The following is a 25,732-nucleotide window of genomic DNA, read 5'->3' as shown; positions in this document are numbered from 1 at the left end:
ATTCCGACGGTTGTCGCGGTTTGCGTTTGGTGGGCGTTTGAGGCCGGGGGCCTCAAACGAGACGTGCCCACCATTCAACGTTCGCGTTCAACCGCCGCCATTTGCCGCCAGCGCCGCGTAGCAGGCCGTCGCTTCCGGCGGCAACCCATCGAACAGGCTCGCATCCGCTTCGTCCAGCAACCCCTGCTCGACGAGCATCCGCACCTTCCCGAGATAATCCGCCATCCTGAGCAGCCGGCCCAGCGGCGATACGGCCGCGCCGCGCCGCAGCTCGCCCTGTTCCAGCAGCGCCTGCGCCACCGTGTCCGGGAACTTCCATTCGCGCGCGATGCTCGCGCACAGGCGGCGCGTGTCGCGCGCCAGCTGGGCCAGGAACACGTCCGAGCCGAGTCTCGCCTCGCCCTGCGCCGCCTGGTCCATGATGCGCAGGCTGACGATCAGCCCCACGTTCTGCAACAGTCCGGCCAGGAAGGCGTCGAACGGCTCGATGCCGCCGTTGGGCCCGGCCGCGGCGGCGACCTGGCGCGCGGCCATCGCGCAGCGTTCGGAGTGCGCCCACAGGTGCGGGGCCAGCCGGCGCGTGTAGAACCCTGAATGCATGTCGATGATGGGCCGGAACGCGACCGTCGTGATCAGCTGGCGCAAGCCCTCCTGGCCGATCAGGATCACCGCGTGTTCGACGCTCGTGATGGCCTGCCCCGTGCCCTGGTAGCAGCTGTTCGCGAGGCGGACGACGGCCGCGACCAGCACGGGATCGGACGCGATCGTGCGCGACAGCGCGCTGCCGGAAAAGGTCTCGCTGCGCAGGCTTTGCAGCAGTTGCGGCACGAGCCCCGGCATCCGCCGCACGAGCGCCGCGCCGGACTGTTGCGTCGCGACGATGGCGGCCAGCGCCTCCAGCGCGTGCGTCTCGGCGTCGCTCAGATCCAGACCGCCGTCGGCACGGTCGAACAGCCAGCCGTTCCACGCGCCGTTGACGCGCTCCAGCTGGTCGAACGAGACGGGCGGTGCGGCCGACTGCGCAACCGGCGACACGCGCGCGGCCGCAGGAGCAGCGGCAGGGGCGGGCGCGGGGGCAGGGACGGGGGCCGGTGCCGGCGGCGGGGACACGGGTGCGGGCGCCGGCATGGCGGCTGGTTGCGCCGGCGTGGCGGCCGGACCGGAAAACAGGCGTCTGAGCCACCGGTACATTCCTCATCCCCTTTCAGTTAATTCCGATCATTGTAAGGGTGCAGAACGCAGACAAGGTAGGAAATGTCTTCCTCAAATTTGACTGCACGCAACAGTTTCTGAGCATCATCGTCTTAGCATGACGATCTTGAGGAAAGGATCCGCCATGCACATGACTACGACCACGACCCCGACCACCGATGTCCACGCCACGCAGTTCCTGAGCTTCACCCTCGGCGGCCTCGAATACGGGCTCGATTTCGCGAAGGTACAGGAGTTGCGCGTACTGAAGGCCCTCGAGCGTTTCACGTCGGACGGCGAGATCGTCAACGGCGTGGCCGTCTCGCGCGGGGTGATCATGCCGCTCGTCGACATGCGCGCCGCCTGCGGCACGGCGCCGTCCGCGCCCGGCCCGATGTCGGACGTGATCATCGTCCGGCTGTCGAACTGCGTGATGGGGATGGTGGTGGATGGCGTGACGGGAATCGTCTCGCTGGCGCCCGGACAGGTCGAGCCCGTGCCGGGCGTGGACCAGGCCCAGGTCGATTACCTGATCGGCCTGGGGTACGACGGCGCGCGCCGGCTGATCCTCGTCGACATCGACCGGCTGATGTCCGTGCGCCGGCCGAAGCTGGAGCCGAATCTGGAGACCAGGCTGGAGGTCAGGCAGGAAGCGGCCGGCGCGCGCCACGTGGCGTGAACGGCGCGCCGGACGGTCAGGCGACTAGGCCTTCCAGCTGCTCCTGCAGCTCCAGCCACTCGTTCTCCAGGTTGCCGAGGTCGCGCGTGAGGAAGGCCTGGTCGGCCACGAGGTTCTTCAGCTCTTCCTTCTTGTCCGCCTCGTAGATGCCCGGTTCGAGCAGCCGGGCGTCGACGTCGGCCTTCTTCGCGTTCAGCTTCGCCATCTGCTCTTCCAGCCGCTTGATGCGGTTTTCGATGGGCTTCTTCAGCGCGGCCAGGCGCTGGCGCTCCCCGGCTTCCAGGCGCTTCTGCTCCTTGCGGTCGATGGCGGGGGCGGGCGCCGCCGCCGCTGTTGTCGCGCCTGACGAGGGCAGCGGTGCGCAAGTACGCGCATCGGCCTTCAGCTTGGCCTGGAACAGCCAGTCCTTGTAGTCGTCCAGGTCGCCGTCGAACGGCTGCAGGCGGCCGTCGGCCACGATGATGAACTGGTCGGTCGTCGCGCGCAGCAGGTGGCGGTCGTGCGAGACGACGACCAGCGTGCCTTCGAACTGCGCCAGCGCCAGCGTGAGCGCCTCGCGCGTTTCCAGATCGAGGTGGTTCGTGGGTTCGTCCAGCAGCAGCAGGTTCGGACGCTGCCACACGATCAGCGCCAGCGCCAAACGGGCCTTCTCGCCACCCGAGAACGGCGCGATGGAACTCGCCACCATATCGCCCGGGAAGTTGAAGCCGCCGAGGAAGTTGCGCAGCTCCTGCTCGCGCGTGGTCGGCGCGATCTTCTGCAGATGCCACAGCGGCGATTCGTCGTGGCGCAGCATCTCGACCTGATGCTGGGCGAAGTAGCCGATCACGAGACCCTTGCCCAACGTGGCCGTACCCGCGAGCGGCGCGAGGTCGCCCGCGACGGTCTTGATCAGCGTCGATTTGCCGGCGCCGTTCACGCCGAGGAGACCGATGCGCTGGCCCGTCTGCAGCGAGAAATTCACCTTGTGGACGATGGTCTTGCCGTCGACCTTGTCGCCATGGGCGTCGAGGATCGGATAGCCGGCATCGACGTCTTCCATCACGAGCAGGGGATTCGGCGCCGACAGCGGGTCGCGGAATTCGAACGAGAACTCGGCCGCGGCGCGCAGCGGCGCCAGTTCTTCCATCTTTGCCAGCGCCTTCATGCGGCTCTGGGCCTGGCGGGCCTTGGTGGCCTTGGCCTTGAAACGATCGACGAACGATTGCAGGTGGGCGCGCGTGCGCTGCTGTTTTTCGTACGCGGCGGCCGCCAGCACGAGGTGCGCGGCGCGCTGGCGCTCGAACGCCGAGTAGTTGCCCGAATAGCGTTTCAGCTTGCGCTCGTCGATGTGCACGACCACGTTCACGATCTCGTCGAGGAAGTCGCGGTCGTGCGAGATGATGATCAGGGTGCCGGCATAGCGCTTGAGCCAGTCCTCGAGCCAGATGATGGCGTCCAGGTCCAGGTGGTTCGTCGGCTCGTCCAGCAGCAGCAGGTCCGAGGGACACATCAGCGCCTGCGCCAGGTTCAGGCGCATGCGCCAGCCGCCGGAGAAGCTGGCGACCGGCTGGCGCATCTGCTCCAGCGAGAAGCCCAGGCCGATCAGCAGCTGTTCGGCGCGCGACTGCACGGTGTACGCATCCGCGTCGGCCAGCGCCGAGTGCACGTGACCGATGGCGAGGCCGTTCTCCGTCGTGTGCGGCAGGGCTTCCAGTTGGTCCAGCTCGGCCTGCAGGGCGCGCAGGTTGGCGTCGCCGTCGATCGCGTATTCGATGGCGGGACGGTCCAGCGCAGGCGTCTCCTGCGCCACATAGGCCATGCGCCAGCGCGCGGGAAAGTCGATCGCGCCCTGGTCGGGGTGGAGCTCGTTGCGCAGCATCGCGAACAGGCTGGATTTGCCGGCGCCGTTTGCGCCGATCAGGCCGATCTTGTCGCCGGGGTTGAGAGTCAGGTCGGCGTCTTCCAGCAGCGGCTTGGTGCCGCGCATGAGACTGACGTTCGTAAATCGGATCATGGTCTTCGGATAGGCGCCGCACGCGCGGCGCCGGGGGTGTTATTGTGCCAACTGCTCTGCGGTCAGCAGGAACACGGCATCGTCGCCCTGGCTGGTGGTCAGCCACGTCAGGCCCAGGTGGCCGAACGCGGCTTCCGCGTAGTCGCGCTCGTTGCCGATCTCGACGATCAGCACGCCTTCCGGCGTCAGGCGCTCGGCGGCGCCGTCGATGATCTTGCGCACGAGGTCCATGCCGTCCTCGCCACCCGCGAGCGCGATCTGCGGTTCGCGCAGGTATTCCGGCGGCAGCTTGCCCATCGAGGTGCTGTTCACGTACGGCGGGTTCGTCACGATCAGGTCGTACTTCTTGAACGGCACGTTGCCGTACAGGTCGGACTCGATCGGGTTCACGCGGCCTTCCAGCTTATAGTCGCGGATGTTGCGCTCGGCCACGGCCAGCGCGTCCTGCGAGATGTCGACGGCGTCGACGACGGCGTTCGGGAACGCGTCCGCCAGCATGATCGCGAGGCAGCCGGAGCCGGTGCACAGTTCGAGCACGTTCTCGACGGCGTCCGGATCGGCCACCCACGGGCTGAACATGTTCGGGATCAGCTCGGCGATGAACGAGCGCGGCACGAGCACGCGCTCGTCCACATAGAAGTTATAGCTGCCGAGCCAGGCCTCGTTCGTGATGTAGGCGGCCGGCACGCGCTCGTTGACGCGGCGCTCGATGACGGCCATCACCTGCAACACTTCTTCCGGCAGCAGGCGGGCGTCGAGGAAAGGCTCGAGCTTGTCCAGCGGCAGCTTCAAGGTGTGCAGGATGAGGTAGGCGGCTTCGTCAAAGGCTTCGGCGCTGCCGTGGCCGAAGAACAGCTTCGCGCCATTGAAGCGGGTGACGGCGTAGCGCAACAGGTCGCGCGGCGTGGAGAAATTGGTCGTGGTCATGGCCAGGTTCGTCGTTATGCCGCGGACGGCGGGATGGTCAGCAAACGCTCCAGCGTGCGCCGGTAGATGTTCTTGAGCGGATCGATATAGCGCACTTCGATGTGCTCGTCGATCTTGTGGATGCTGTCGTTGGGTGGCCCGAATTCTACCACCTGGGGGCAGATACGGGCGATGAAGCGGCCGTCCGACGTCCCGCCCGTGGTCGACAATTCCGTCGTCACGCCCAGTTCCTGCTTGATCGCACCGCAGATCGCGTCCGACAGCGTGCCTTTCGGCGTGAGGAACGGGTGGCCGGACAGCGTCCATTTCAGGTCGTAGTCGAGGCCATGGCGGTCGAGGATCGCGTGCACGCGCGCCTGCAGGCTCTCGGCCGTGCTCGCCGTGGAAAAGCGGAAATTGAAATCGATCCTGATTTCGCCCGGGATGACGTTGGTCGCCCCCGTCCCGGCCGCGATGTTCGACATCTGCCAGCTCGTCGGCGGAAAGTATTCGTTGCCGTCATCCCATTTTTCGGCCGCAAGTTCGGCCAGCGCCGGCGCGGCCAGGTGGATCGGGTTGCGCGCCAGGTGCGGGTAGGCGATATGGCCCTGCACGCCCTTGACGACGAGGCAGCCGGACAGCGAGCCGCGGCGGCCGTTCTTGATCATGTCGCCCAGGACGTGGCTGGACGTTGGCTCGCCCACGAGGCAGTAGTCGATCGCCTCGCCGCGGTCTTCCAGCAGTTCGCAGACGACGACGGTGCCGTCCGTGGCCGGGCCTTCCTCGTCCGACGTGATCAGGAAGGCGATCGAGCCGCTATGGTCCGGGTGCGCGGCCACGAATTCCTCGACGGCGACGACCATCGCGGCGATCGACGTCTTCATGTCCGAGGCGCCGCGGCCGTACAGCTTGCCGTCGCGCAACGTGGGTGTGAACGGCTGCGACGACCACTGGTTCGCGGGGCCGGTCGGCACGACGTCCGTGTGGCCGGCGAACACGAACACGGGCGACGCATCGCCGCGGCGGGCCCACAGATTGGTCACGCCGTTCGACTCGATGGTCTCGCAACGGAAGCCGAGCGGGGAGAGCAGATCCTTCAGTTTCTGCTGGCAACCCTTGTCCTGCGGGGTGACGGAATCGAGCGCGATCAGCTCTTCGGTGAGTTTCTGGGTGCGCGACGTCTTCATGCGGGCCAGTCTCCGAACAGGCGTTCGTACTGGTCGGCGGAAAAGCCGACCGTCAACGGACCGGCGCCTTCCAGCACGGGACGCTTGATGACGGACGGATTTTCCAGCATCAGGTCGAGGGCGCTGGCCTTGTCGACGACCTGCGCGCGGCGCTCGTCGGGCAGCTTGCGCCACGTGGTGCCCTTGCGGTTGACGAGCGTTTCCCAGTCGAGCTGCTCGAGCCAGTGCGCGACGGTGGCGCGGTCCAGGCCCTGTTTCTTGAAGTCGTGGAAGGCGAATTCCTGGCCATTGTCGGCGAGCCAGGTGCGGGCTTTCTTGACGGTGTCGCAGTTGGGGATGCCGTAGAGGATCTTTTTCATGGCGGGCTGGTGTTGCAATTCTGGAAGGCGCGAAGGATAGCACAGGGTGGCTGTCCTTCGGCTAGTTTAGCAATGTCGAGACCAGGAGGAGTCCGCATCGTGGCGCGACCCTAAGTGGACTGTTGCAACTGCGCCGCCGCGGACAAGACTTCTTCACTCGTCCAATTGCGCGACAACCAAATCGCGAGTGCTGCCCCGGACAAATGCCACCAACCCATTCCTTTATATCGTTTGTGTGTCAGGAGGTACTCGCGAGCAACCCACCATGTAACGAGTTGGCTGGGCGGAGTGCGTTCCGGCTGCGCGAAAAGTACGCTGGCAAAATAAGAATAAGGGTCATCTGCTGCAACATGGGGCAAACCGGTCCCGCGTGCGCGCTTCCAAACAACAGTCTGTTGCTCAATGGAAGCAAGTTGCTGTGGCTTTTGAGGACGGCCTTCGACCCCGCTCAAGCCCAACCAATAAAGGGCAAGCGGGAGCCCCAACAACAGCGCGAATGAGGCGCAAGTAGCGACAGCTACAAACTGGCGAAATCGACGCATGGGAAAATAACTCGATGTTGGTACTTCAACGCAGACGTCTGCTGGGCGACCGCCTCTGGCCGAATCCAGCCGTTGGGCTTGGCATAGCTGAATGGAGTCCATTAACCTGGAGTTCTGTCGTTGCTGCAGTGGGTGGCCTGCCATGCACTATCAAAAAGCCCGTTGGATATACGCTTCAGAATGCCCAGTTCTGGCTCTGCCATTGCTGGCTCATCCCATGATTTTTCTGGCAGCACACCAAACTGATCCGAAGAATGCTGCTCCGTGTACCGCAGTGCGCGCCCATCGGAACGGATTTCGAGATAGCGGGCACAGTATCCATCGTCATCGATCTCAAAGAAGCCGAGATACTCGTCCAAACCTACCGTGTTACCCGATGAACAGTACAGGTAATGCTTCATGCTGTGATTCCCATAAGTGATATTGAAGATTAGCGGTATGCCCTGATCTCTTCGGCCATCAAATGTATCCGCTGACGCCCATTCGGCATCAACCGCTCTAGATTGGATAAGACTACAGGAGATGTTAGAAGCCGCGCCTGCTCCTCACTGGGACGTTCAAAGGATCGAACAGAAAACACAAACCAGCGTGCCAGTGACTCCCCGAGGCCTAGCGCATCAGATTCCACCTGATTGAGGTCGCGGCTTAATTTTGCTATATATTCAATCCATCTCCATTTTTCGCGTTCAGCAAACATCAGCAACATCCTCAAATCTCCGGAACGCGAGAGAATTTCCTCAATTTTTGAGAAAGGAATGTAAGCGCCATATCTGCAAACGAGTTGATAGGCGAACTTTCGAACTCCACGAGCAGTGTCCTGCAAAGCTCTTAGCGCGATTTCGTCTCTGTCTTGAGGAGCCAGCTTGTGCCACGAATTGAATGCTGCGCGCCGAACTGATATGTCGCTGTTCGTGCAAAACGATTGAATGCGAGGTATGTCAGCAGCATCTTGAAGACTGGCAAGCGCAGTCACCAGAATCCTCAGTTTTCGTGCCTTAAGATTTTGCGTATCGAGTAACCCGTGATACAGCGCTCGTACGTCGATCCCCTGGGAACGAAGGTAGCCCACTGCGACAAATCGCACGGATGATTGGGGATCGTCTAATGCCGCCATCGCAAACTGATGACCATTCCCGTCGCATTGTTCCAGTACTTTTTTAAGGGCGATAGTCCGAACAGAACCAAAATGCGAACGACAGGCGGCCTTGTATTGGAGGATTTGTTTGTCGTTCGGCAGTTCCGCACAGTATTGCATGGCGAGATTGGCAAGAACTATATCGTCATTGCGTCGTCGTTAAAAGGCGACTGGATAGCTTCTGGTCGAACCCGGCCGTTCCGCTCTGGATCCATGCGCGAAGAGTACCGCGGACGAGTTAGGGTTGCTCAAAGGTCTTATGCATGACTTCCGAGTCGTGCTCGAGTAACAAATCGCCATGTCGCGTGTATAACTCTGCTAGAGCTGACTTCTGGCTCCCGATCACGTCCATTCCCCTATCATCGTAGGGGTGACAAACAATCCTCTTGCGCGAATTGAGCAGGTAGACGCGGCAGTGTGGATTCGGGCGTAACGAGGCAAAATCGGTGGCGACAGCACACCAAAGCAGGTTTTGCAATTTGGTTACGGGAGCTTCGAAGGCACAGTTGACCCAACCTCCAGCTCCATGGTCGTCATCGTCTTCAGCGTGATCCACCCACACGTCCCTGGCACCTGGAATAATAATTCCCGCGAGTCGAAGCTCGCGAAGCATCTCGCGAAAGCTGAATCGCGACGCTGATGTGAAGGCCTGTAGGTGGACAAGAATTTGCTCTTCTCCCCTGAACACGTCATCGCAAATAGCGGTTGCCCTACGAAGAGCCGTCAGCACTTGGTCGAGAGGGCTGTCTCCGCTGGAAAGTTCGAAACGAAGACCTCCCGGGAAATTGTAAAACAATGCGAATCGATACGTTTCTCCGACGACTTCCTGAATTTCTTCTCTGAACATCATAATAAGGTCATTCTCTGCTGGAGCAACAGCAAGCGCAAGAGGTCTCGGTACGATTCACGGTGAGCGGTTCTGGCCGGAGACGGGCGCAGCACGCCGCGTGACCGGGCAATGCGCTCGCCATTCTTGGAGTGCAACTGGGACCAAGGTCCAATCGTTCAATCTGAGCGCCACTGCCACAATTGATGGGGATCTGACCATGGACCTGCTGGCACCTCCATGCAGTCCAGGTGCACGACGTTGCGTACGATCGAGACGTACCTGTCCGGAGTTCAAAAAATGATCTCAACCATTCGGCGTATCTTCATTCTTCCTCTCCTTCTGTTGATCGCGGCCTGCTCAACGAACCCGACCGTAGCAAATGGCGGAGACCCCCACCTGGTCGCGGAAGCGCAAGCGGCCTTGCAACAACTATACGGCAGTACTGCGGAGGCGCAGGCGCTCAAATCCCGTGCGAAGGCCATCGTCGTGTTTCCCGACATTACCAAGGCTGGATTGATCGTCGGTGCGGAAGGCGGGAAAGGGGTGATGTTTGCGCCGGACGGCAGAGTCCTCGGCTACTATAGGGCGCGCGCCGTTTCCTACGGCTTGCAGGCGGGCGCCCAGACATTCTCCGAGGCCTTGTTTCTCTTGACCGACTCGGCCATCACCGAGCTGACCAGCGGCGCCGGATTGTCGGTCGGTTCAGGGCCGAGCGTCGTGGTGGTGGATGCGGGCATGGCCAAATCGCTGACCACGACGACGTTGAAATCCGACGTCTACGCTTTTCTGTTTGGCCAACAGGGGCTCATGGCAGGGATAGGCTTGCAGGGGCAGAGGATTGTCAGGTTTGATGAGCCGTGACGAGTTTTATCCAGTCAAACGCATCCAGGGAGACCACATCATGTTGAAACGCCTGCTATCGATCCTCGCACTTTTATCCCTGGTGTTGCCACTCTCGGGTGCATGGGCCGACGACTATACCGACACTATCAAGCTCTTCAAGAACGCTGGCGAAAGCGGCAAGCTGCTCGATACAGCGCATGGCTACGCGGTTTTCCCGACCATAGGCAAAGCAGGCGTCGCTGTGGGCGGTGCTTATGGCAAGGGGCGCGTGTACAAGAATGGAAAATATATCGGTGATACCTCGATGACGCAGGTGACGGTCGGCTTGCAGCTCGGCGCGGAAGCGTACAGCGAAATGATCCTGTTCGAGGATGAGCGGGCCCTTAAGGAATTCACCAAGGGCAACTTCGAGTTCGGTGCGAATGCCCAAGCCATCGCTATCACCGCTTCCGCTGGCGCCCAGGCGGGCACAACGGGCACATCGGCTGGTGCCAGCGCCGGGAAGAAAGACGCCAAGACCGGGGCGGTTACACCAAGGGCATGGCAATTTTCACGGTAGCCAAGGGTGGTTTGATGTACGAGGCAAGCATAGGTGGCCAAAAATTCACCTATACGCCGCGTTAATAGAGAGGATTGCAGACCTGCTTGAAAGGCAGCTCCAACACCGAGAGCGGACGGTCAGCTTAATCAACTATCCAGCGTAAACTCCGTAAACGACGGCCCGGCCGGCTCCACGGGCTTTGGCGCTTCGTCGACCTTGGCCTGGCTGTCCGGCCCATTATTGATCAGCCAGAGCAGGTTGGTGGCCGAGTCGGCATTGGCGAGCGCTTCTTCCTGCGTGATCAGGTCGGCCTGCACGAGTTCCAGCAGCGCCTTCTCGAACGTTTGCGAGCCCGGCGACAGGCTCTTGTCCATCGCTTCCTTGATCTGGCCAATTTCTCCCTTTTCGATCAGGTCGGCGACGTAGCGGGTATTGACCATGATCTCGACGGCCGCCTGGCGCCGTCCGCCGGCCTTCGAGCGCACCAGGCGCTGCGACACGATTGCCCGCACGGCGGACGACAGGTCTTGCAGCAGTGCCGGACGATTTTCGATGGGGTAGAAGCTGATGATGCGGTTCAGCGCGTTGTAGCTGTTGTTCGCGTGCAAGGTCGCCAGCACGAGGTGGCCGGACTGGGCATAGGCGAGGGCGGCGGCCATCGTGTCCTTGTCGCGGATCTCGCCGATCAGGATGCAGTCCGGCGCCTGGCGCATCGAATTGCGGAGCGCCACGTCGAAGCTCTTCGCGTCGCTGCCGATCTCGCGCTGGTTGACGATGGATTTCTTGTTCTTGAACAGGTATTCGATCGGGTCTTCCAGCGTGAGGATGTGGCCGTGGCGCTGTTCGTTGCGGTGGTCCAGCATCGAGGCGATCGTCGTCGACTTGCCGGAGCCCGTCGCGCCGACGATCAGCAGCAGGCCGCGCTTTTCCATGATCAGTTCCGACAGCACGGACGGCAGGCCCAGCTCGGACAGCGGCGGGATCGTGGCGGGCACGAAACGGAACACGGCGGAGATGCTGCCGCGCTGGCGGAACGCGGACAGCCGGAAGCGGCCCAGGTTAGCCACGGAGATGCCCATGTTCAGTTCGTTGTCGCGTTCCAGCTCTTCCATCTGCTCGGGCGAGGCGATCTCGGCCAGCAGGACGCGGATGTTCTCCGGCTCGAGCTTGTTCTGGTTGATCGGGATGAGATTCCCGTTGATCTTGATGTGGACCGGCGAATTGACCGCGAAGAACATATCGGACGCATTCTTTTCCTTCATCAGCTGGAACAGGCGCTCCATCATCATCGTGCTCTCCTTGCTTCGCGGAAATTTTATCGATAGGCGATTTTAACCCGGCGGCGCGTCGGTGTGGGCGTCGCGCCAGGCGGCCAGCGCGTGGCGGCCATCGTCCAGGCTCTTCAGGAACTGGACGTTCTGGATCGGGGCGAGGTCCGCGACACCGGTACCGCCCGCCCAGATCGCGGTACTGCCCGGCAGGGCGAGGCGCAACTGGCGCAGCGACGTGCCGGCCTGGCGCGCCGGGTAGGCGGACGAGAACGACAGGGCCACGATGTCGCAGGCGTGCGTGCGCGCGGCGCGGACGATGTCGTCGAGGGGGATGTCCGTGCCCAGCGACAGGCAGGAAGCGCCGTCCAGCGCGAGCAGGGCTTCGGCCATCATCAGGCCGAGTCCGTGGGTTTCGCCGGACAGCGTGGTCATCAGGATGCGCGGCGGCTGCCCGGCGCGGGGAAGCGCCGCGATCGCCTGGCGCAGGATGCGCGTCGTCTCTTCGGTGAACAGGTGTTCGTCGAACACGCCAAGCTTGCCCTCCGCCCAGCGCCGGCCGACGGCCGACGTCAGCGGCGCGGCGACGTGGCGCACGAAGCGTTCGAGCCCCTGGCGCGCCAGTTCGTGGCGCATGTCATGGCCGAAGCGGACCGGGTCATGGCGCACGGCGTCGAGCAGGCCGTCGATCGCCACGCCGCCCCGCGTGGCGTCGTGCGCGAGCCGCAGTCCCTGGCGCGGCGGCAGGGCGGCGAGTTCGGCCACCTGCATGCGCACGAGCGTCCCGGGGCGGTAGCCCTGGTCGATCAGACGGCTCATCAGGCGCAGGCGTTCGACCTGCTCGGCGGGATAACAGCGCTCGCCATTGGCGTCGCGTCCGGGCGAGGGGAAGCCGTAGCGCTTTTCCCAGGCCCGCAGGACGTCCTTCGACAGCCGGGTATCGCGTTCGACGGCGGCGATGGAAAATGTGGTGGGTGGGTCGGCACTCATGGTCCCGCAGATTGTACCGGCGGGCCGGCCGTGGCGGGAAATTGCCCGTGTGCGAGCGGTAGGGTGGGCACCCCGTGCCCACGCGGGCGTTTGCGGACCGCGCACATCCGCGTGGGCGGGGGCCGCCCACCCTACAGTGGCAGGACGCGCGCCCTGATCAGATACCGCGCAGCAGTTCGTTGATGCCGGTCTTGGCGCGGGTCTTGGCATCGACCTGCTTGACGATCACGGCGCAGTACAGGCTGTATTTGCCATCGGCCGACGGCAGGCTGCCCGACACGACGACGGAACCGGCCGGGATGCGGCCATAGCTCACTTCGCCCGTCTCGCGGTTGTAGATCTTGGTCGACTGGCCGATGTACACGCCCATCGAGATCACCGAGTTTTCTTCGACGATCACGCCTTCCACGATTTCCGAGCGGGCGCCGATGAAGCAGTTGTCTTCGATGATGGTCGGGTTGGCCTGCATCGGTTCCAGCACGCCGCCGATGCCCACGCCGCCCGACAGGTGGACGTTCTTGCCGATCTGGGCGCAGGAGCCGACGGTGGCCCACGTGTCCACCATCGCGCCTTCGTCGACGTAGGCGCCGATGTTCACGTACGACGGCATCAGGACGACGTTCTTGCCGATGAACGAGCCGCGGCGGGCGACGGCCGGCGGCACGACGCGGAAGCCGCCTTTCGCGAAATCTTCCGCGGTGTAGTTGGCGAACTTGGTCGGCACCTTGTCGTAGAACTGCATGCCACCACCTTCGACGGGGGAGTTGTTTTCGAGGCGGAACGACAGCAGGACGGCTTTCTTGATCCACTGGTTCACGACCCAGCTGCCGGTGTCCTTCTGGGCGACGCGCAGGCTGCCGTCGTCAAGGCCGGCCAGGACGTGGGCGACGGCGTCGCGCACTTCGGCGCTGGCGCTGGTCGGGCTGATCTCCGCGCGCTGGTCCCACGCGGTGTCGATGATGGTCTGGAGTTGTTGGGTCATGATTCGATAGTCTATTCAGGTGGTGATTCAGGAAGCCTTGAGGTCTTTGCAGAACTGGACGATGCGGTTCGCCGCTTCCAGTCCTTCGTCCACTTCGGCGACGAGTGCCATGCGGATGCGGTTGCGTCCCGGATTGCTGCCGTGCGCGTCGCGCGCCAGGTAACTGCCGGGTAAAACCGTCACATTATATTCGGCGTACAGGCCGCGCGCGAATTCCGTGTCCGACAGGCCGGTGCGGCGCACGTCGGCCCACAGGTAGAAGCCGGCGTCCGGCAGCTCGACGTCCATCACCTGCCTGAGCAGCGGCGTGATGAGGCCGAACTTTTCCTTGTACAGGGTGCRGTTGTCCTGCACGTGGGCCTCGTCGTTCCACGCGGCGATCGACGCGGCCTGCACCGGGGGCGACATCGCGCCGCCGCAATACGTGCGGTACAGCAGGAATTTCTTCATCAGTTCCGGATCGCCAGCGACGAAGCCCGAGCGCATGCCCGGCACGTTCGAGCGCTTCGACAGGCTGGAGAACACGATCAGGTTCGCATACGGACGCTCGCCGCCGCTGCGGCCCAGCTGGTGCGCCGCCTCCAGCGCGCCCAGCGGGGGCGTGGCGCCGAAATAGATCTCGGAATAGCATTCGTCCGCGGCGATCACGAAGCCGTGGCGGTCGGACAGTGCGAACAGTTCGCGCCAGTCGTCCAGCGACAGCACGGCGCCCGTCGGGTTGCCGGGGGAGCACAGGTACAGCAGCTGCACGCGCGCCCACACGTCGTCCGGCACGCCGCTGTAGTCGCACCCGAAGTTGCGGCCCGGCTGGGAATTCACGAAGTAAGGCTCGGCGCCCGCCAGGTAGGCCGCGCCCTCGTAGATCTGGTAGAACGGGTTCGGGCTGATGATCAGCGCGCCCGGCTTGCGGGGATCGACGACGGTCTGGGCGATCGCGAACAGGGCCTCGCGCGAACCGTTCACCGGCAGCACCATCGTGGCCGCGTCCAGCGGCGGAATGGCGTAGCGGCGCTCCAGCCAGCCGGCGATGGCGGCGCGCAGCGGTTCGCCGCCGTGCGTCGTCGGATACGTGGCCAGGCCGGCCATCGCATGCGTCAGCGCCTTCTGGATGAAAGCGGGCGTCGGATGCTTGGGTTCGCCGATGCCCAGGCTGATGGGCTTGTACTCGGGATTGGGCGTGACGCCGGCGAAGAGCTGGCGCAGTTTTTCGAACGGATAAGGGTGCAGGCGGTCGAGATGTGGGTTCACGGCGATGTGTTTTTCTTGGCTAAAGCGGTGAGAGAACGGCAATTATAGCGATGAAGGCGCGATCTGGTGCCACGGCGATCTTTCCGGAGGGGCCGACCTGCGCTAGTATTGACGTCAGGAATCCTTAACCATCCATCGCGTCCACCGCCATGCAGCGCTCCGTCGACTACGTCCGTGCTTTGACCGCCCAGGCGCGCAGTACGCGCGCCAACCGCCACCTCGGCTTTGCGCTCGCCGGCGTGGCCGGGGCCATGAATGCCGGCGGCTTCCTGGCCGTGCATCAGTACACGTCGCACATGACGGGCATCGTGTCGTCGGCGGTCGACAATCTCGCGCTGGGCGCCGTCGACCTGGTGCTCGATGCGCTCGGCGCCATCCTGTCCTTCCTGCTGGGCGCGGCCAGCACCGCGATCCTCGTCAACTACGGCCGCCGCCGCAGCCTGGCGAGCGAATACGCGTTGCCGCTGCTGTTCGAAGCCATGTTGCTGCTCGGATTTGGCGTGCTCGGCGCGCGCCTGTCCAGCGTGCCGGGGCTGTTCGTGCCGGCCACCGTGATGCTGCTGTGCTATACGATGGGCCTGCAGAACGCGCTCGTGACGAAGCTGTCGCATGCCGAGATCCGCACGACGCACATGACGGGCATCGTCACCGACATCGGCATCGAACTGGGCAAGCTGGTTTACTGGAATGCCGACACGACGGCCAGGCCGCACGTGGATGCGAACCGCACGCGCCTGGCCACGCTGTGCATCCTGCTGGGCAGCTTCTTCGGCGGCGGCGTGGCCGGCGCGCTCGGTTTCAAGACGATCGGCTACGTGGCCACGGTGCCGCTGGCGCTGCTGCTGTGCGGCCTGGCCATCGTGCCGGCGCTGGACGACCTGCGTGCCGGCGCACGCAGGCGTAAATGACGTATCTGGTCCATTGGCGTTACGCGTGGKCACAGGGTGCCCACCCTACCGGGCCGTAGGGTGGGCTCCCCGAGCCCACGCGTGACGTTCGCGTCAYGTTGACGCGGTTGTGAGACGGCGCATCAGCCGCCGCAACGCGGCAGCGTGACCGAAGCCGCCTTGCCGTCGTAGACGACTTTCTGCACGTCGCCCGCCGCCGGCCCGCAGCGCACGGCGAAGGTCTGGCGTGCCGGCATGCCGTCGTAGCGGCCCTGGCGCGGTGCGATGTCGAGGCGTTTGGCGCCGTCGTTCCACGTCATCTTCACGAGCGTATGCGCGCCTTTCTGGTACGCGTAGCCGTCGCCGGCGTCGTCATACAGTTCGTACGCGCCATCCTTGCCCGGATAGACGAGGAGGTCGACCGGCGCGTCCGATTTCTCGTCCGCGAACTGCTTCACGGGGCCCAGCGGCAGGATGCTGCCGGCGCGCACGTACACGGGGATCGTCGCGATGTCGGCCTGCGCCGTCACGACCTGGCCACCCGCCAGTTTTGCTCCGGTCTTGAAGTCGTACCAAGCATCCTTGCCCGGCAAATAGACCTGGCGCGCCTGCGCCTTCGCCTGCACGACGGGAGCCACCAGCAGGGCCTTGCCGAACATGTACTCGTCGGGGATGTCGAGCGCGAGCTCGTCATCGCGGAAGTCGAAGGCGAGGGCGCGCATCATCGTGCCGTGGTTGTTCGTCACGTCCCACGAGGCCGAATAGATGTACGGCAGCAGGCGGTAGCGCAGGTCGATGTAATCGCGCAGGATCTTCTGCGTGGCGTCGTCGAATTCCCAGATCTCCTTGCCGTCGCCGGTGCCGTGCACGCGGAACATCGGATTGAACACGCCGAACTGGAGCCAGCGGGTGAACAGTTCCGCGTACGCCGGATCCTTTGGCTTGCCGCCGAAGAAGCCGCCGATGTCGGCCGACCAGTACGGGATGCCGCTCGCGGTGAAGTTCAGCGCGGCCGGCACCTGGCGGCGGAACACGTCCCAGTTGCCCATCGTGTCGCCCGACCACGTGATCGCGGCGTTGCGCTGCTGGCCGGCGTAGGCGGAGCGGGTCAGGATGAAGGCGCGCTTTTCGGGCTGGTCGCGCACCATGCCGTCGTGCACAGCCGTCGTGTGCAGTAGCGGATACGAGTTGTAGACGACGCTGCCCGGACCGGCGGCCGTCTTCACGTCGCGCATCTGGCCCCACCAGCCGCCCAGCTCCGCTTCCGGCGCGTCCAGCCACCAGCCGTCGAAGCCGAGCGTGCCCAGGTTGCGCATGATCTGGCGCCAGTACAGGTCGCGGGCCTGCGGGTTCCACGCGTCATACCAGCGTCCCTTGCCGGCCGGGTAGACGTTCGGATACGTGTCCGGATACAGGCCGCCGATGGCGTCCAGTGCGCGCGTGTTCGCGGTGTCCGGGTCGAGGCGCGCCCACACGGAGATGATGGCGTGGATGTTCTCGCTGTGCAGCGTCTTGACCATCTTCGCCGGATCGGGGTAGCGCGCCTTGTCGAATTCGTGGCTGCCCCACTGGCCCGGCAGCCAGTACTGCCAGTCCTGGATGATGCCGTCCAGCGGCACGCGCATCTGGCGATACCTGGCCGCGACGGACAGCAATTCGTCCTGCGTCTTGTAGTGTTCCTTCGACTGCCACAGGCCCCACGTCCAGCGCGCCATCATCGGCGCCGCACCGGTCAGCCGGCGGTAGCCGCCAATGACGTCGTCCAGTTCCGGACCGTAGATGAAGTGGTAGTCGACACCGCCGCCCGCTTCCGAACGGATCAGGATGGACGGGCCCGAAGGAAGGTCGGCCTCGACGTTCGTGACGGCCGCGTTGTTCCACAGGATGCCGTAGCCCTTGGGCGAGACGAGCATCGGTACCGCGACGTCGCGGTTGGCCTGCTGCAGGCGCACCGACGTGCCGTTGTAGTCGAGCAGGCCGTTCTGGTGCTGGCCGAGGCCGTACACGGGGGCGGCGGGCGCGCCGGTATCGAAGCGCTGCGCGATGCCGTGGGCGACGTCGCGGCCGCCTTCTTTCAGGATGTCCGTGCCGTCCGGCGTCAGGAAGGTGACGTCGCCACCTGGGCGCGACACGCGCACGCGCAGGGTGTCCGTCGTCAGCGTGTAGGCGTCGGCGGACTCCTCGACCTTGAACTTGACGGTTTCCGCGCTTTTTTCCGATTTTGCGATGACGGCCGGGTTGTAGTTACCGGTGAAGCCGGCTGGGCCGAAGCGGACGTGAACCACGCGCGGCGCGACCGGTTCGACCGTCAGCACGCCGTCGTCCGTGCGCACCTGCATGCCCGCGTCGACACGCTGCATCGACAGCGTCGCCGTCTGGGCCGATAGCGACCAGATGGACGCGCCGGCAATGAATAAGGACTTCCACATTTGTCTCATTCTCTATCTCGTGTGTGATTGGACTTGCGCCTGGCCTCGGCGACCGGCGCGTTAATGTCAAGTCGACATCCGTTAAGTCTAACACGGAATGTTAACGCAAACATTCAGGAATGATGACTGTCGTTGCGCGGCCAGCGTCCGTTCGCGCCATGCGCCGGGATTCATGCCCGACCATTCGCGAAACGCGTTTGAATCGCCACCGGCTGCATCATAGTCTTGTAGGGTGGGGCATTTCATGCTGCGGGCATGAAATGCGTGCCCACACGTAACGCCAACGGACCGCATACGTCACGCGTGGGCACAGGGGTGCCCACCCTACTTGCGTCACAGCGACTTGAGATACTGCGCCAGGTCCGCAACCTCGTCCGCAGTCAGACCCAGCGCTTTTCGCTCGTTATAGGTGCGCACGACATTGTCCAGCGTCGCCGCCTTCCCGTTGTGGAAATACGGCGGATGCTGCCACACGCCGCGCAGCGGCGAAGTCCGGTACTTCTTCGTCGCGCTGCGTGATGCATAGCCCGGCACGCCATCCGGTTCCGGTTCGCTCACGACTTCCGCCATATCGTGCAGGCGCACGTTGGCATCCGTGAACTTCGGCCCGCTGTGGCAGCTGATGCACTGCGCCTTGCCGTTGAACAGCAACTGGCCGCGCACGGCGGCGATCGCGTCGAAGCTGCCCGGCGGCGGTGGCGGGGCAGCGAGCGAGAGCTGGTAGGCGCGCAGCGCCGGCAGTACCGCTTCCATCCGGTCGGAGGTGCCGTTGCTGATGTCGACGCCGATGCGAGGATCGGCGAAGTGGCCGAGCCCGCCCATCTGGGTCACGGCGACGTAACGGTTCCAGTACGAGACGTCGTCGCCATCGCCGGTAAAGGTAATGCTGTGGATATCCTTCAGGCCATAGGCCGGCGGGATCAATACCGGACCGTTCTTGCCGTCGATATTGAAGCGCGGGTCGTACCGGCCCGGCCCCCAACTGTTGTACACCGCCTTTTGCGCCGCAGTGAGCGCCGGCGACAGAGCAATGATCGCACCCGGATTCAGGTCGCGATTCGGCCAGCCGTCCAGGCGCTTGCCGATGCCCTTGGCGAACGAGTCGTCGACGGTGGAATGGCATAGCGCGCWGGTGATGCCGACACGCGTGAGCTGGTCCTTGCCGGCAACGGTTTCCACGTACCCGACCACACCGACCACGGCCCCCAGCTTGAGCAGCGTGACCGTCGTTTGCGGACTCTTCAGGTCGACGCTGCCGTTCGTGATTCCTTGCTGGACTTCCGGCGGCAAGGCATCGGCATCGACCTTGAGGCCGACGGCAAGCGCGGTGGTCGGATCGACGGATGAGGCGATCACTTCATGCATGTGCAGGGTGTCGGTCCATTTGGCTTCGTCGCCGAAGGTCTCGAAGCGGAACGCCTGCTTGCCGGCAGCGACGAGCGCCGCATCGGACTCCGGTGGCGAGTGGTGGTTATTGCCGCCGCAGGCGGTCAGCAGGGCAAGCGACGCGACGACAACGGGCTTGCGAGAATGTCGTGACAGCATGATGGTCTCCTCTGCGGCACGGACAAAGCAGATGAGGGCACGAGCGACAAACGGCTTGTCCGTGCTCGATGTGTACCATTGGATGCAGGTTTTGCGCGCGGCGTTCCCGCATTGGTTACCGGGATAGGCGTCTAATACAGCGCGGCGTCCTGCACGACATGCCACGCGGCGCCGATGACGGTCGCCTCGACGCGGTTGCGGCCGCCGGCCTTGGCCGCGTACATGGCGCGGTCGGCGCACACGAACAGGTTGTCGATCGCGTCCAGCTGCGTCGGCACGATCGTCGCCACGCCGACGGACACCGTGAGCCAGGGCGACGTCGTCGAGCGCGGATTCGGCACTTCCAGGGCCTCGACGGCGGCGCGGATCATCTCGGCGAGACGGACCGCGCTTTCCGCCGGCGTCTCTGCGAACAGCAGCACGAATTCCTCGCCGCCGTAGCGCGCCGCCAGGTCGGTCGGACGCGCGGCGTGCAGCTGCAGCGTTTCCGCGACCTTTTGCAGACACAGGTCGCCGGCCGCGTGGCCGAGCGTGTCGTTGTACAGCTTGAAATGGTCGACGTCGAGCACGACCAGCGACAGCGGCTGGGCGTTGCGGATCGCGCGCTGCCATTCCTTGTGGAGAAAGTCGTCGAAGTGGCGGCGGTTGGGGATCTGCGTCAGCGGATCCAGCATCGCGGCGCGCTGCAGCGCGTCCTCGGAGCGCTTGTGATGCGTGATGTCGTGCAGCAGCGCCACGAACAGGCCTTCGGCCGCGTGCATCGGCGTCATCGTCAGGTCCATCGCGCGCAGGCCGCCGTCGCGGTGGCGGATCTGCACCTCGCGCGTGCCGTAGCTCATCGCATCGAGCCGTTCATAAGCGCCGGACTCCTTGCCGTCCAGCAGTTCCTTCAGCGCGCGGCCGACCAGTTCGTCGGGCGTATAGCCCAGGTAGCGGTCGCAGGCCGGGTTGGCGTACTGCACGCGGCCGCTGCGTTCGACGATCAACAGGCCCTGGTCCATGCTGTTGACGAGCATGCGCAGGCGGTCGGCCTGTTCGGTCTGGGTGTCGCTGCTGCTGCGCAGGCGCAGATGGGCGCGCACGCGGGCGCAGACTTCTTCCAGGCGCAGCGGCTTGGCGATGTAGTCGGCGGCGCCGGTGTCGAAGCCGGCGACGACGTCCTCGGTGTCGCCGCGCGCGCTCATGAAGATGACGGGAATGCGCGTCGTGGTCGGCAGCGCCTTCAGGCGGCGGCACGTCTCCAGGCCGTCGATGCCGGGCATGACGACGTCGAGCAGGATCAGGTCGGGCTTGACCCGCTGGGCGATGTCCAGCGCGCGGTCGCCGGAGGTGGCCACGAAGGTCTGGTAGCCCTGACGCAGCATCATCGTACGCAACGTGCCGAGATTGTCGGGCGCGTCGTCGACGATGAGGATGGCGGGCTTGCGCGGGTCGGCAAGCGGCACGGTCGCTGGGTTGGTCATTCGGTGCTTTGCAAGAAATGCACTTAGATTGCGTGCAAAATCATACACCTCGCAGAGCTGCTATGGGGTAATAAGTTATTTTACTGGTGGAAAAATATGTAACTTTTTCGCAACTAACAAATGTTTGTATTCTTCAACAATTGTTGATCGCGGCGGCAGGCATGCGCCGCCGGGCTGGCGCGGGCCGGAGCGGCCCGCGCGCAGGGGATTACAGCTGGTCCTTGATCAGCTTGCCAAGGGTGGCGATGCCTTCGCGGATTCGTTCCGGCGGCACGGTCACGAACGACAGGCGCAGCGTGTTCGTGGCCGGTTCATTGGCGTAGAACGGCCCGCCCGGGACGAATGCGACGCGGGCGGCGATTGCCTGGTCCAGCAGTTTCATGGCGTCGATGTGCTTCGGCAGCGTGACCCAGATGAACATGCCGCCTTCCGGACGGGTCCACGTCACGCCTTCCGGGAACTGCTCGGCCATCGCGTCCAGCATCACCTGGCACTGGTTGGCGTACAGATTGCGGATGGTCGGGATGTGCTGGTCCAGGAAGCCGTCCTTGACGACTTCATGCACGACCATCTGCGTCAGCGTGGCCGTGTGCAGGTCGGCGGCCTGCTTGGCCAGCTCGAGACGGCGCACGAGCGGCAGCGGGGCGACGACATAGCCCAGGCGGATGCCCGGCGTCAGCACTTTCGAGAACGAGCCCATATAGATCACGCCGTCCGGGTTCATCGACAGCATGCGCGGCATCGGCTCGCCCTTGTACGACAGTGCGCCGTAAGGATCGTCTTCGATCAGCGGCAGGCCGAGGCGGGCGCAGGTCTCGACCAGTTCGCGGCGGCGCTCGACCGACAGCGAGCGGCCGGTCGGGTTCTGGAAGTTCGGCAGCGAGTACAACAGGCGCGCGCCCTTGGCCAGCGGCTCGATCGACGACGGCACGAGGCCGTGGTCGTCCGTCTCGACGGAGCGGAATTCCGGACGGTAGACCGAGAACGCCTGCAGCGCGCCCAGGTAGCTGGGGGTTTCGACGAGCACGCGGCTGCCTTCGTCGATCAGCACCTTGCCCAGCAGGTCGAGGGCCTGCTGCGAGCCGGACACCATCAGGATCTGCTCCGGCAGAATTTTGCTGCCTTCCGTGGACAGGTAGTTCGCCACCCATTCGCGCAGCGGCGCGTAGCCGTCCGTCGGGCCGTATTGCAGCGCCTGCTTGCCGTTTTCGCTCAGGACCTTGTCGTAGGCCGCCTTCATGCGCTCCACGGGGAAGGTGGCGGGCGAGGGCAGGCCGCCGGCGAAGGAAATGATTTCCGGACGCTGGGTGATCTTCAGGATCTCGCGGATCGCCGAGCTTTGCAGTTGCTGGGCGCGTTCCGAGAACTGCCACTGGATGGGATTCGGGTTTTCGATTTTCATACTTGTCTCACAGGAAGGGCCTCGTGGTGCGTCGGCCATTATAAAGCACGCCGGGTAGGCTGCTCTCTCAGGAAGAGCACGCCTGATGGGCATGCTCCGTTACGGTGGGGGCTCGCCAAACCTGCTGCGCGTTGCAGTTCCGGTCTGCGATGCTCCGCTACGGCGGACCGGCCGTACGCCAGTACGGCTGCGCTTCTCGACCGGAACTGCTGCCGCTCGCGACGGTTTTGCGATGCCCCGTGGCGCTAACAAACAACAATAATAAAGATAATAAAGCTTGTTTATGCCACTTCCACAATCATTTCGATTTCGACACAGGCGTTCAGCGGCAGGGAAGCCACGCCGAAGGCCGAGCGCGCGTGCTTGCCGGCGGCGCCGAACACTTCGCCCAGCAGTTCCGAGCAGCCGTTCGTGACGAGGTGCTGTTCCGTGTAGTCCGGCGTCGACGCGACGAGGCTCATCACCTTGACGATGCGCTTCACGCGGTTCAGGTCGCCGCCGACGGCCGCCTGCAGCGTGCCGATCAGGTCGACGGCCACGGCGCGTGCCGCCGCCTTGCCCTGTTCCGTCGTCTTGTCCTTGCCCAGCAGGCCGGCATTCACGGTGCCGTCCGCATTCTTGCTGATGTGGCCGGACAGGAAGACCAGGTTGCCGGTCTGGGCGTACATGACATAGGCGGCCGCCGGCGTCGCCGGTGCGGCCAGGGTGATGTTCAGCTCTTTGAGTTTGTCGTAGACGGACATGGATTCCCCAGGATTGGTTGAAAGGAAAGCAGCTATTGTAGTACGTGCGGGCGGGCATGCACATCGCGGGTTGTATATTCATTATCGTTGCACCTGCATATGCCGGCCCAGTGCGACGGTCGCGATCACGGCCAGCGCGAAGCCGACATTGGAAAGCAGAAGGGGCTCGCCGAGCAGCACGGCGGCACCGGCCAGCGACAGGAAGGGTTGTAATAATTGCACCTGCCCCACCCTGGCCACGCCGCCCAGCGCCAGGCCGCGATACCAGAAAAAGAAGCCGACGAACATCGAAAACACGGTGACGTAGCCGAATGCGAGCCAGCTGGCCGGGCCGGCCGTGGCCAGGCGGCCGAGCTGGTCGCCAGGCAAGGTCAGCAACAAAAGGGCGGCCGGGACGGCGGCCAGCACGAGCGCCCAGCAGATGACTTCCTGGCCGCCGAGCCTGCGCGCGAGCCGTCCGCCTTCCGCATAGCCCGCGGCCGCCGCGACAATGGCGCCGAACATCAGCAGGTCCGCGCGCTGCAAGGCGCCGCCGCCCTGGCCCAGCGCGAACACGAGGACGAGGCCGGTGCCCAGCAGCGCGACGAGCCAGAATCCCTTCGACGGCCGCTCATAGCCGCGCAGCGCCGCGTACAGCGCGGTCGCCAGCGGCAGCAGCCCCGCCAGCACGGCGCCGTGCGACGCCGGCACGGCGCGCATCGCGAGCGAACTGAGTAACGGGAAGCCGAGCACGCAGCCGAGCGCCACGATGGTCAGCGGCCACAGGGCGGCGCGTCCCGGCAGGGCGGCGCGGCGCAGGCGCAGCCAGCCGCCCGCCAGCACGGCGGCGCCGAGCGCGCGCCCGAGCGTGAGGAACAGCGGATCGAGCTCGCGCACGGCCAGCCGCGTGAACGGCAGCGTGAGGCTGAAAATGGCGACGCCGGCCAGGCCGAGCAGCATGCCGCGCATGTCGTCGGATGCGGCAGGGGTAACGCCCGCCGGGGTGATGGAAGTGGGACGCATCGGTTCTCCTGTTGTCGTTGCAGCAAACCTTGGTCAGGGTTATCCTAGACCGGACGGGCAGTACAGTCCCGATACAGTTGTCCATATCCCTTTGCATACTGTGTTGTACAAATGACCGATACAATCATGCCCACGTTGCTGTCGCGCGATTCGGGCGAACCGCTGGCCGACCAGATCGTCCGGATGGTGAGCAGCAGGATTGACGACAAGCAGCTGCGCGCGGGCAGTCGCATGCCCTCGATCCGCCGCTTCGCCGCCTTGCACGGCGTATCGCCGTTCACCGTCGTGGCCAGCTACGACCGTCTCGTCGCGCAGGGTTACCTGGAGTCGCGCCGCGGCGCCGGCTTTTTCGTGCGCGAGCGCGCGCCGCTGAACACGGCGTTGCGCCGCGACGATCCGGACAGCGCCGCTGCGCTGGAAAGTCGCGCGCTGGACGTCGTCTGGCTGGTCCGCCATATGTTCCGGCAAATGCCGGGCCAGCCGTCGAGCGCGGCGGGCGTGCTGCCCACGGCCTGGCTGGACGGTCCGGGCGTGGCGAATGCGTTGCGCGCCGTCAGCCGCCAGAACGGCAGCGCGCTGCTGAACTACGCCAGCCCGCAGGGTTATGCGCCGCTGCGCGAACAATTGCAGCGCAAACTGGCCGAGCTGGAAATCGCGGCCTCACCCGAACAGTTCGTGACGACGCTCGGCGTGACGCAGGCCCTCGACCTCGTCGCGCGCGAATTCTGCCGGCCCGGCGACACCGTGTTCGTCGACGATCCGGCATGGTTCCTGATGTTCGGCTCGTTCGCGGCGATGGGGCTGAAGGTGGTGGGCATCCGGCGCCAGGCCGACGGTCCGGACCTCGCCCAGTTCGAGGCGCTGGCGGCATTGCACCAGCCGCGCCTGTACATCATCAACTCGGTGCTGCACAACCCCAGTTCGACGTCGCTGTCGGCCGCGAAGGCGTTCCAGATCCTGCGCATCGCGGAGCGCCACGACATCACTGTCGTCGAGGACGACATCTATTGCGACCTGCACCCCGGCGGTTCCCAGAGCGCGACGCGGCTGGCGGCGCTGGACCAGCTGCAGCGCGTGATCTACCTGGGCGGCTTTTCGAAATCGCTGGCACCGAACCTGCGCGTGGGCTTCATCGCGGCCTCCGGCGATTTCGCCCAGCGCCTCGCCGACCGCAAGATGCTGACCACCCTGAGCACGAGCGACCTCGGGGAGCGTGTGGTCTACAAGATCCTGTCGGAAGGCGTGTACCGCAAGCACCTCGACCGCATCCGCGCGCGCCTGGACGCCGTGCGGCCGCCGGTGCTGCGCCGCGTCGAGGCGCTGGGCATGACCCTGGAACCGGCGCCGACGGCCGGCATGTTCGCCTGGGCCGACTGCGGCCGCGACACCAACGTGCTGGCCGCGCGCGCGATGGACGAGGGCCTGCTGCTGGCGCCGGGCAGCCTGTTCTCGCCCACGCAGCTGCCGTCCACGAAGCTGCGGCTGAACGTGGCGGCGATGGAGGATGCATCGGCGTGGCGCTTCCTGGAGCGGGAGCTGGGCTGAGCGCGGCGTAGGGTGGGCAC

At 64.7% G+C, this 25,732-nt stretch carries 23 protein-coding genes; 5 read left to right on the top strand and 18 right to left on the bottom strand.

Translation table 11 applies throughout. The annotated features are described in order from the left end of the window. Positions 1 to 87: 87 nt before the first annotated feature. Positions 88 to 1,191, bottom strand: coding sequence for an HDOD domain-containing protein (locus AC1DYX_RS04915; protein WP_477256860.1), 1,104 nt, complete (start codon positions 1,189 to 1,191; stop codon positions 88 to 90). A gap of 151 nt (positions 1,192 to 1,342) precedes the next feature. Between AC1DYX_RS04915 and AC1DYX_RS04910 the strand changes: the two genes are divergently transcribed. Then, the gene (locus AC1DYX_RS04910) at positions 1,343 to 1,870 is read left to right on the top strand and encodes a chemotaxis protein CheW (RefSeq protein WP_477256857.1); all 528 of its coding nucleotides are present in this window, start codon (positions 1,343 to 1,345) and stop codon (positions 1,868 to 1,870) included. Positions 1,871 to 1,886: 16 nt separating this feature from the next. Here AC1DYX_RS04910 and AC1DYX_RS04905 read toward each other — a convergent pair whose 3' ends face one another. From AC1DYX_RS04905 to AC1DYX_RS04875, 7 genes are all read right to left on the bottom strand, one after another. Beyond that, entirely contained in the window at positions 1,887 to 3,866 is a 1,980-nt protein-coding gene (locus AC1DYX_RS04905) for an ATP-binding cassette domain-containing protein (protein ID WP_477256855.1), read from the bottom strand. 39 nt (positions 3,867 to 3,905) lie between these two features. Continuing rightward, a complete protein-coding gene (gene prmB / locus AC1DYX_RS04900; RefSeq protein WP_477256853.1) occupies positions 3,906 to 4,793 on the bottom strand; it encodes a 50S ribosomal protein L3 N(5)-glutamine methyltransferase in 888 nt (295 codons plus the stop codon). A 14-nt stretch (positions 4,794 to 4,807) separates the two neighbouring features. Next, positions 4,808 to 5,959, bottom strand: a complete 1,152-nt coding sequence (dapE, locus tag AC1DYX_RS04895) for a succinyl-diaminopimelate desuccinylase (protein WP_477256851.1) — start codon at positions 5,957 to 5,959, stop codon at positions 4,808 to 4,810. After that, on the bottom strand, positions 5,956 to 6,318 hold the full coding sequence (locus AC1DYX_RS04890) for an ArsC family reductase (RefSeq protein WP_477256849.1): 363 nt from the start codon (positions 6,316 to 6,318) through the stop codon (positions 5,956 to 5,958). The genes dapE and AC1DYX_RS04890 overlap by 4 nt, the downstream gene beginning before the upstream one ends. Positions 6,319 to 6,961: 643 nt before the next feature. After that, entirely contained in the window at positions 6,962 to 7,261 is a 300-nt protein-coding gene (locus AC1DYX_RS04885; protein WP_477256847.1) for a hypothetical protein, read from the bottom strand. Positions 7,262 to 7,290: 29 nt separating this feature from the next. After that, complete coding sequence (locus AC1DYX_RS04880; protein WP_477256845.1) at positions 7,291 to 8,115, bottom strand: HEAT repeat domain-containing protein; 825 nt, start codon at positions 8,113 to 8,115, stop codon at positions 7,291 to 7,293. Positions 8,116 to 8,233: 118 nt separating this feature from the next. Continuing rightward, positions 8,234 to 8,845, bottom strand: coding sequence for a DUF3885 domain-containing protein (locus AC1DYX_RS04875; RefSeq protein ID WP_477256843.1), 612 nt, complete (start codon positions 8,843 to 8,845; stop codon positions 8,234 to 8,236). A 237-nt stretch (positions 8,846 to 9,082) separates the two neighbouring features. Here AC1DYX_RS04875 and AC1DYX_RS04870 point away from each other — a divergent pair, with 237 nt between their 5' ends. Then, positions 9,083 to 9,685 (top strand): lipid-binding SYLF domain-containing protein, encoded by a 603-nt coding sequence (locus AC1DYX_RS04870; RefSeq protein ID WP_477256841.1) that lies wholly within the window; start codon positions 9,083 to 9,085, stop codon positions 9,683 to 9,685. After that, positions 9,675 to 10,226 carry a lipid-binding SYLF domain-containing protein gene (locus tag AC1DYX_RS04865; protein WP_477256839.1) on the top strand — a complete coding sequence of 184 codons (552 nt, stop codon included), beginning with the start codon at positions 9,675 to 9,677 and terminating at the stop codon, positions 10,224 to 10,226. Before AC1DYX_RS04870 ends, AC1DYX_RS04865 begins: the two co-directional genes overlap by 11 nt. Before the next feature lie 128 nt (positions 10,227 to 10,354). Here the strand turns inward: AC1DYX_RS04865 and AC1DYX_RS04860 are convergent, their stop codons facing one another. The 4 genes from AC1DYX_RS04860 to dapC form a co-directional block, all read right to left on the bottom strand. Beyond that, positions 10,355 to 11,497, bottom strand: coding sequence for a PilT/PilU family type 4a pilus ATPase (locus AC1DYX_RS04860; protein WP_477256837.1), 1,143 nt, complete (start codon positions 11,495 to 11,497; stop codon positions 10,355 to 10,357). A gap of 42 nt (positions 11,498 to 11,539) precedes the next feature. Continuing rightward, positions 11,540 to 12,466, bottom strand: coding sequence for a MerR family transcriptional regulator (locus AC1DYX_RS04855; protein WP_477256835.1), 927 nt, complete (start codon positions 12,464 to 12,466; stop codon positions 11,540 to 11,542). Between the two features lie 157 nt (positions 12,467 to 12,623). Further along, complete coding sequence (gene dapD, locus AC1DYX_RS04850; RefSeq protein WP_477256833.1) at positions 12,624 to 13,448, bottom strand: 2,3,4,5-tetrahydropyridine-2,6-dicarboxylate N-succinyltransferase; 825 nt, start codon at positions 13,446 to 13,448, stop codon at positions 12,624 to 12,626. 27 nt (positions 13,449 to 13,475) lie between these two features. Further along, positions 13,476 to 14,696, bottom strand: coding sequence for a succinyldiaminopimelate transaminase (dapC, locus tag AC1DYX_RS04845; protein ID WP_477256831.1), 1,221 nt, complete (start codon positions 14,694 to 14,696; stop codon positions 13,476 to 13,478). A gap of 149 nt (positions 14,697 to 14,845) precedes the next feature. Between dapC and AC1DYX_RS04840 the strand changes: the two genes are divergently transcribed. After that, a complete protein-coding gene (locus tag AC1DYX_RS04840) occupies positions 14,846 to 15,604 on the top strand; it encodes a YoaK family protein (RefSeq protein ID WP_477256829.1) in 759 nt (252 codons plus the stop codon). A gap of 122 nt (positions 15,605 to 15,726) precedes the next feature. Here the strand turns inward: AC1DYX_RS04840 and AC1DYX_RS04835 are convergent, their stop codons facing one another. The 6 genes from AC1DYX_RS04835 to AC1DYX_RS04810 all read right to left on the bottom strand — a co-directional run bounded on the left by AC1DYX_RS04835 (position 15,727) and on the right by AC1DYX_RS04810 (position 24,167). Then, the gene (locus AC1DYX_RS04835; protein WP_477256827.1) at positions 15,727 to 18,012 is read right to left on the bottom strand and encodes a glycoside hydrolase family 31 protein; all 2,286 of its coding nucleotides are present in this window, start codon (positions 18,010 to 18,012) and stop codon (positions 15,727 to 15,729) included. A gap of 333 nt (positions 18,013 to 18,345) precedes the next feature. Beyond that, positions 18,346 to 19,557 carry a c-type cytochrome gene (locus tag AC1DYX_RS04830; RefSeq protein ID WP_477256825.1) on the bottom strand — a complete coding sequence of 404 codons (1,212 nt, stop codon included), beginning with the start codon at positions 19,555 to 19,557 and terminating at the stop codon, positions 18,346 to 18,348. A 131-nt stretch (positions 19,558 to 19,688) separates the two neighbouring features. After that, positions 19,689 to 21,020, bottom strand: coding sequence for a diguanylate cyclase (locus AC1DYX_RS04825; protein WP_477256823.1), 1,332 nt, complete (start codon positions 21,018 to 21,020; stop codon positions 19,689 to 19,691). Positions 21,021 to 21,228: 208 nt separating this feature from the next. Beyond that, positions 21,229 to 22,422 (bottom strand): aminotransferase-like domain-containing protein, encoded by a 1,194-nt coding sequence (locus tag AC1DYX_RS04820; RefSeq protein WP_477256821.1) that lies wholly within the window; start codon positions 22,420 to 22,422, stop codon positions 21,229 to 21,231. 281 nt (positions 22,423 to 22,703) lie between these two features. Then, positions 22,704 to 23,165, bottom strand: a complete 462-nt coding sequence (locus AC1DYX_RS04815; RefSeq protein ID WP_477256819.1) for a RidA family protein — start codon at positions 23,163 to 23,165, stop codon at positions 22,704 to 22,706. An 81-nt stretch (positions 23,166 to 23,246) separates the two neighbouring features. Beyond that, entirely contained in the window at positions 23,247 to 24,167 is a 921-nt protein-coding gene (locus AC1DYX_RS04810) for a DMT family transporter (protein ID WP_477256817.1), read from the bottom strand. Between the two features lie 111 nt (positions 24,168 to 24,278). Between AC1DYX_RS04810 and AC1DYX_RS04805 the strand changes: the two genes are divergently transcribed. After that, a complete protein-coding gene (locus AC1DYX_RS04805) occupies positions 24,279 to 25,712 on the top strand; it encodes an aminotransferase-like domain-containing protein (RefSeq protein WP_477256815.1) in 1,434 nt (477 codons plus the stop codon). Positions 25,713 to 25,732 lie beyond the last annotated feature (20 nt).

Source organism: Massilia sp. P2_C2, assembly GCF_056404615.1.
Note: the sequence above shows the minus strand (reverse complement) of the source record. Positions and strands in the feature narration are given on the sequence as shown.

Bases quoted from the DNA above. Each gene is read 5' to 3' on its own strand.
- AC1DYX_RS04915 (WP_477256860.1), bottom strand. From the start codon at position 1,191: ATGTACCGGTGGCTCAGACGCCTGTTTTCCGGTCCGGCCGCCACGCCG.
- AC1DYX_RS04910 (WP_477256857.1), top strand. From the start codon at position 1,343: ATGACTACGACCACGACCCCGACCACCGATGTCCACGCCACGCAGTTC.
- AC1DYX_RS04905 (WP_477256855.1), bottom strand. From the start codon at position 3,866: ATGATCCGATTTACGAACGTCAGTCTCATGCGCGGCACCAAGCCGCTG.
- prmB (WP_477256853.1), bottom strand. From the start codon at position 4,793: ATGACCACGACCAATTTCTCCACGCCGCGCGACCTGTTGCGCTACGCC.
- dapE (WP_477256851.1), bottom strand. From the start codon at position 5,959: ATGAAGACGTCGCGCACCCAGAAACTCACCGAAGAGCTGATCGCGCTC.
- AC1DYX_RS04890 (WP_477256849.1), bottom strand. From the start codon at position 6,318: ATGAAAAAGATCCTCTACGGCATCCCCAACTGCGACACCGTCAAGAAA.
- AC1DYX_RS04885 (WP_477256847.1), bottom strand. From the start codon at position 7,261: ATGAAGCATTACCTGTACTGTTCATCGGGTAACACGGTAGGTTTGGAC.
- AC1DYX_RS04880 (WP_477256845.1), bottom strand. From the start codon at position 8,115: ATGCAATACTGTGCGGAACTGCCGAACGACAAACAAATCCTCCAATAC.
- AC1DYX_RS04875 (WP_477256843.1), bottom strand. From the start codon at position 8,845: ATGATGTTCAGAGAAGAAATTCAGGAAGTCGTCGGAGAAACGTATCGA.
- AC1DYX_RS04865 (WP_477256839.1), top strand. From the start codon at position 9,675: ATGAGCCGTGACGAGTTTTATCCAGTCAAACGCATCCAGGGAGACCAC.
- AC1DYX_RS04860 (WP_477256837.1), bottom strand. From the start codon at position 11,497: ATGATGATGGAGCGCCTGTTCCAGCTGATGAAGGAAAAGAATGCGTCC.
- AC1DYX_RS04855 (WP_477256835.1), bottom strand. From the start codon at position 12,466: ATGAGTGCCGACCCACCCACCACATTTTCCATCGCCGCCGTCGAACGC.
- dapD (WP_477256833.1), bottom strand. From the start codon at position 13,448: ATGACCCAACAACTCCAGACCATCATCGACACCGCGTGGGACCAGCGC.
- AC1DYX_RS04840 (WP_477256829.1), top strand. From the start codon at position 14,846: ATGCAGCGCTCCGTCGACTACGTCCGTGCTTTGACCGCCCAGGCGCGC.
- AC1DYX_RS04835 (WP_477256827.1), bottom strand. From the start codon at position 18,012: ATGTGGAAGTCCTTATTCATTGCCGGCGCGTCCATCTGGTCGCTATCG.
- AC1DYX_RS04825 (WP_477256823.1), bottom strand. From the start codon at position 21,020: ATGACCAACCCAGCGACCGTGCCGCTTGCCGACCCGCGCAAGCCCGCC.
- AC1DYX_RS04820 (WP_477256821.1), bottom strand. From the start codon at position 22,422: ATGAAAATCGAAAACCCGAATCCCATCCAGTGGCAGTTCTCGGAACGC.
- AC1DYX_RS04815 (WP_477256819.1), bottom strand. From the start codon at position 23,165: ATGTCCGTCTACGACAAACTCAAAGAGCTGAACATCACCCTGGCCGCA.
- AC1DYX_RS04810 (WP_477256817.1), bottom strand. From the start codon at position 24,167: ATGCGTCCCACTTCCATCACCCCGGCGGGCGTTACCCCTGCCGCATCC.
- AC1DYX_RS04805 (WP_477256815.1), top strand. From the start codon at position 24,279: ATGACCGATACAATCATGCCCACGTTGCTGTCGCGCGATTCGGGCGAA.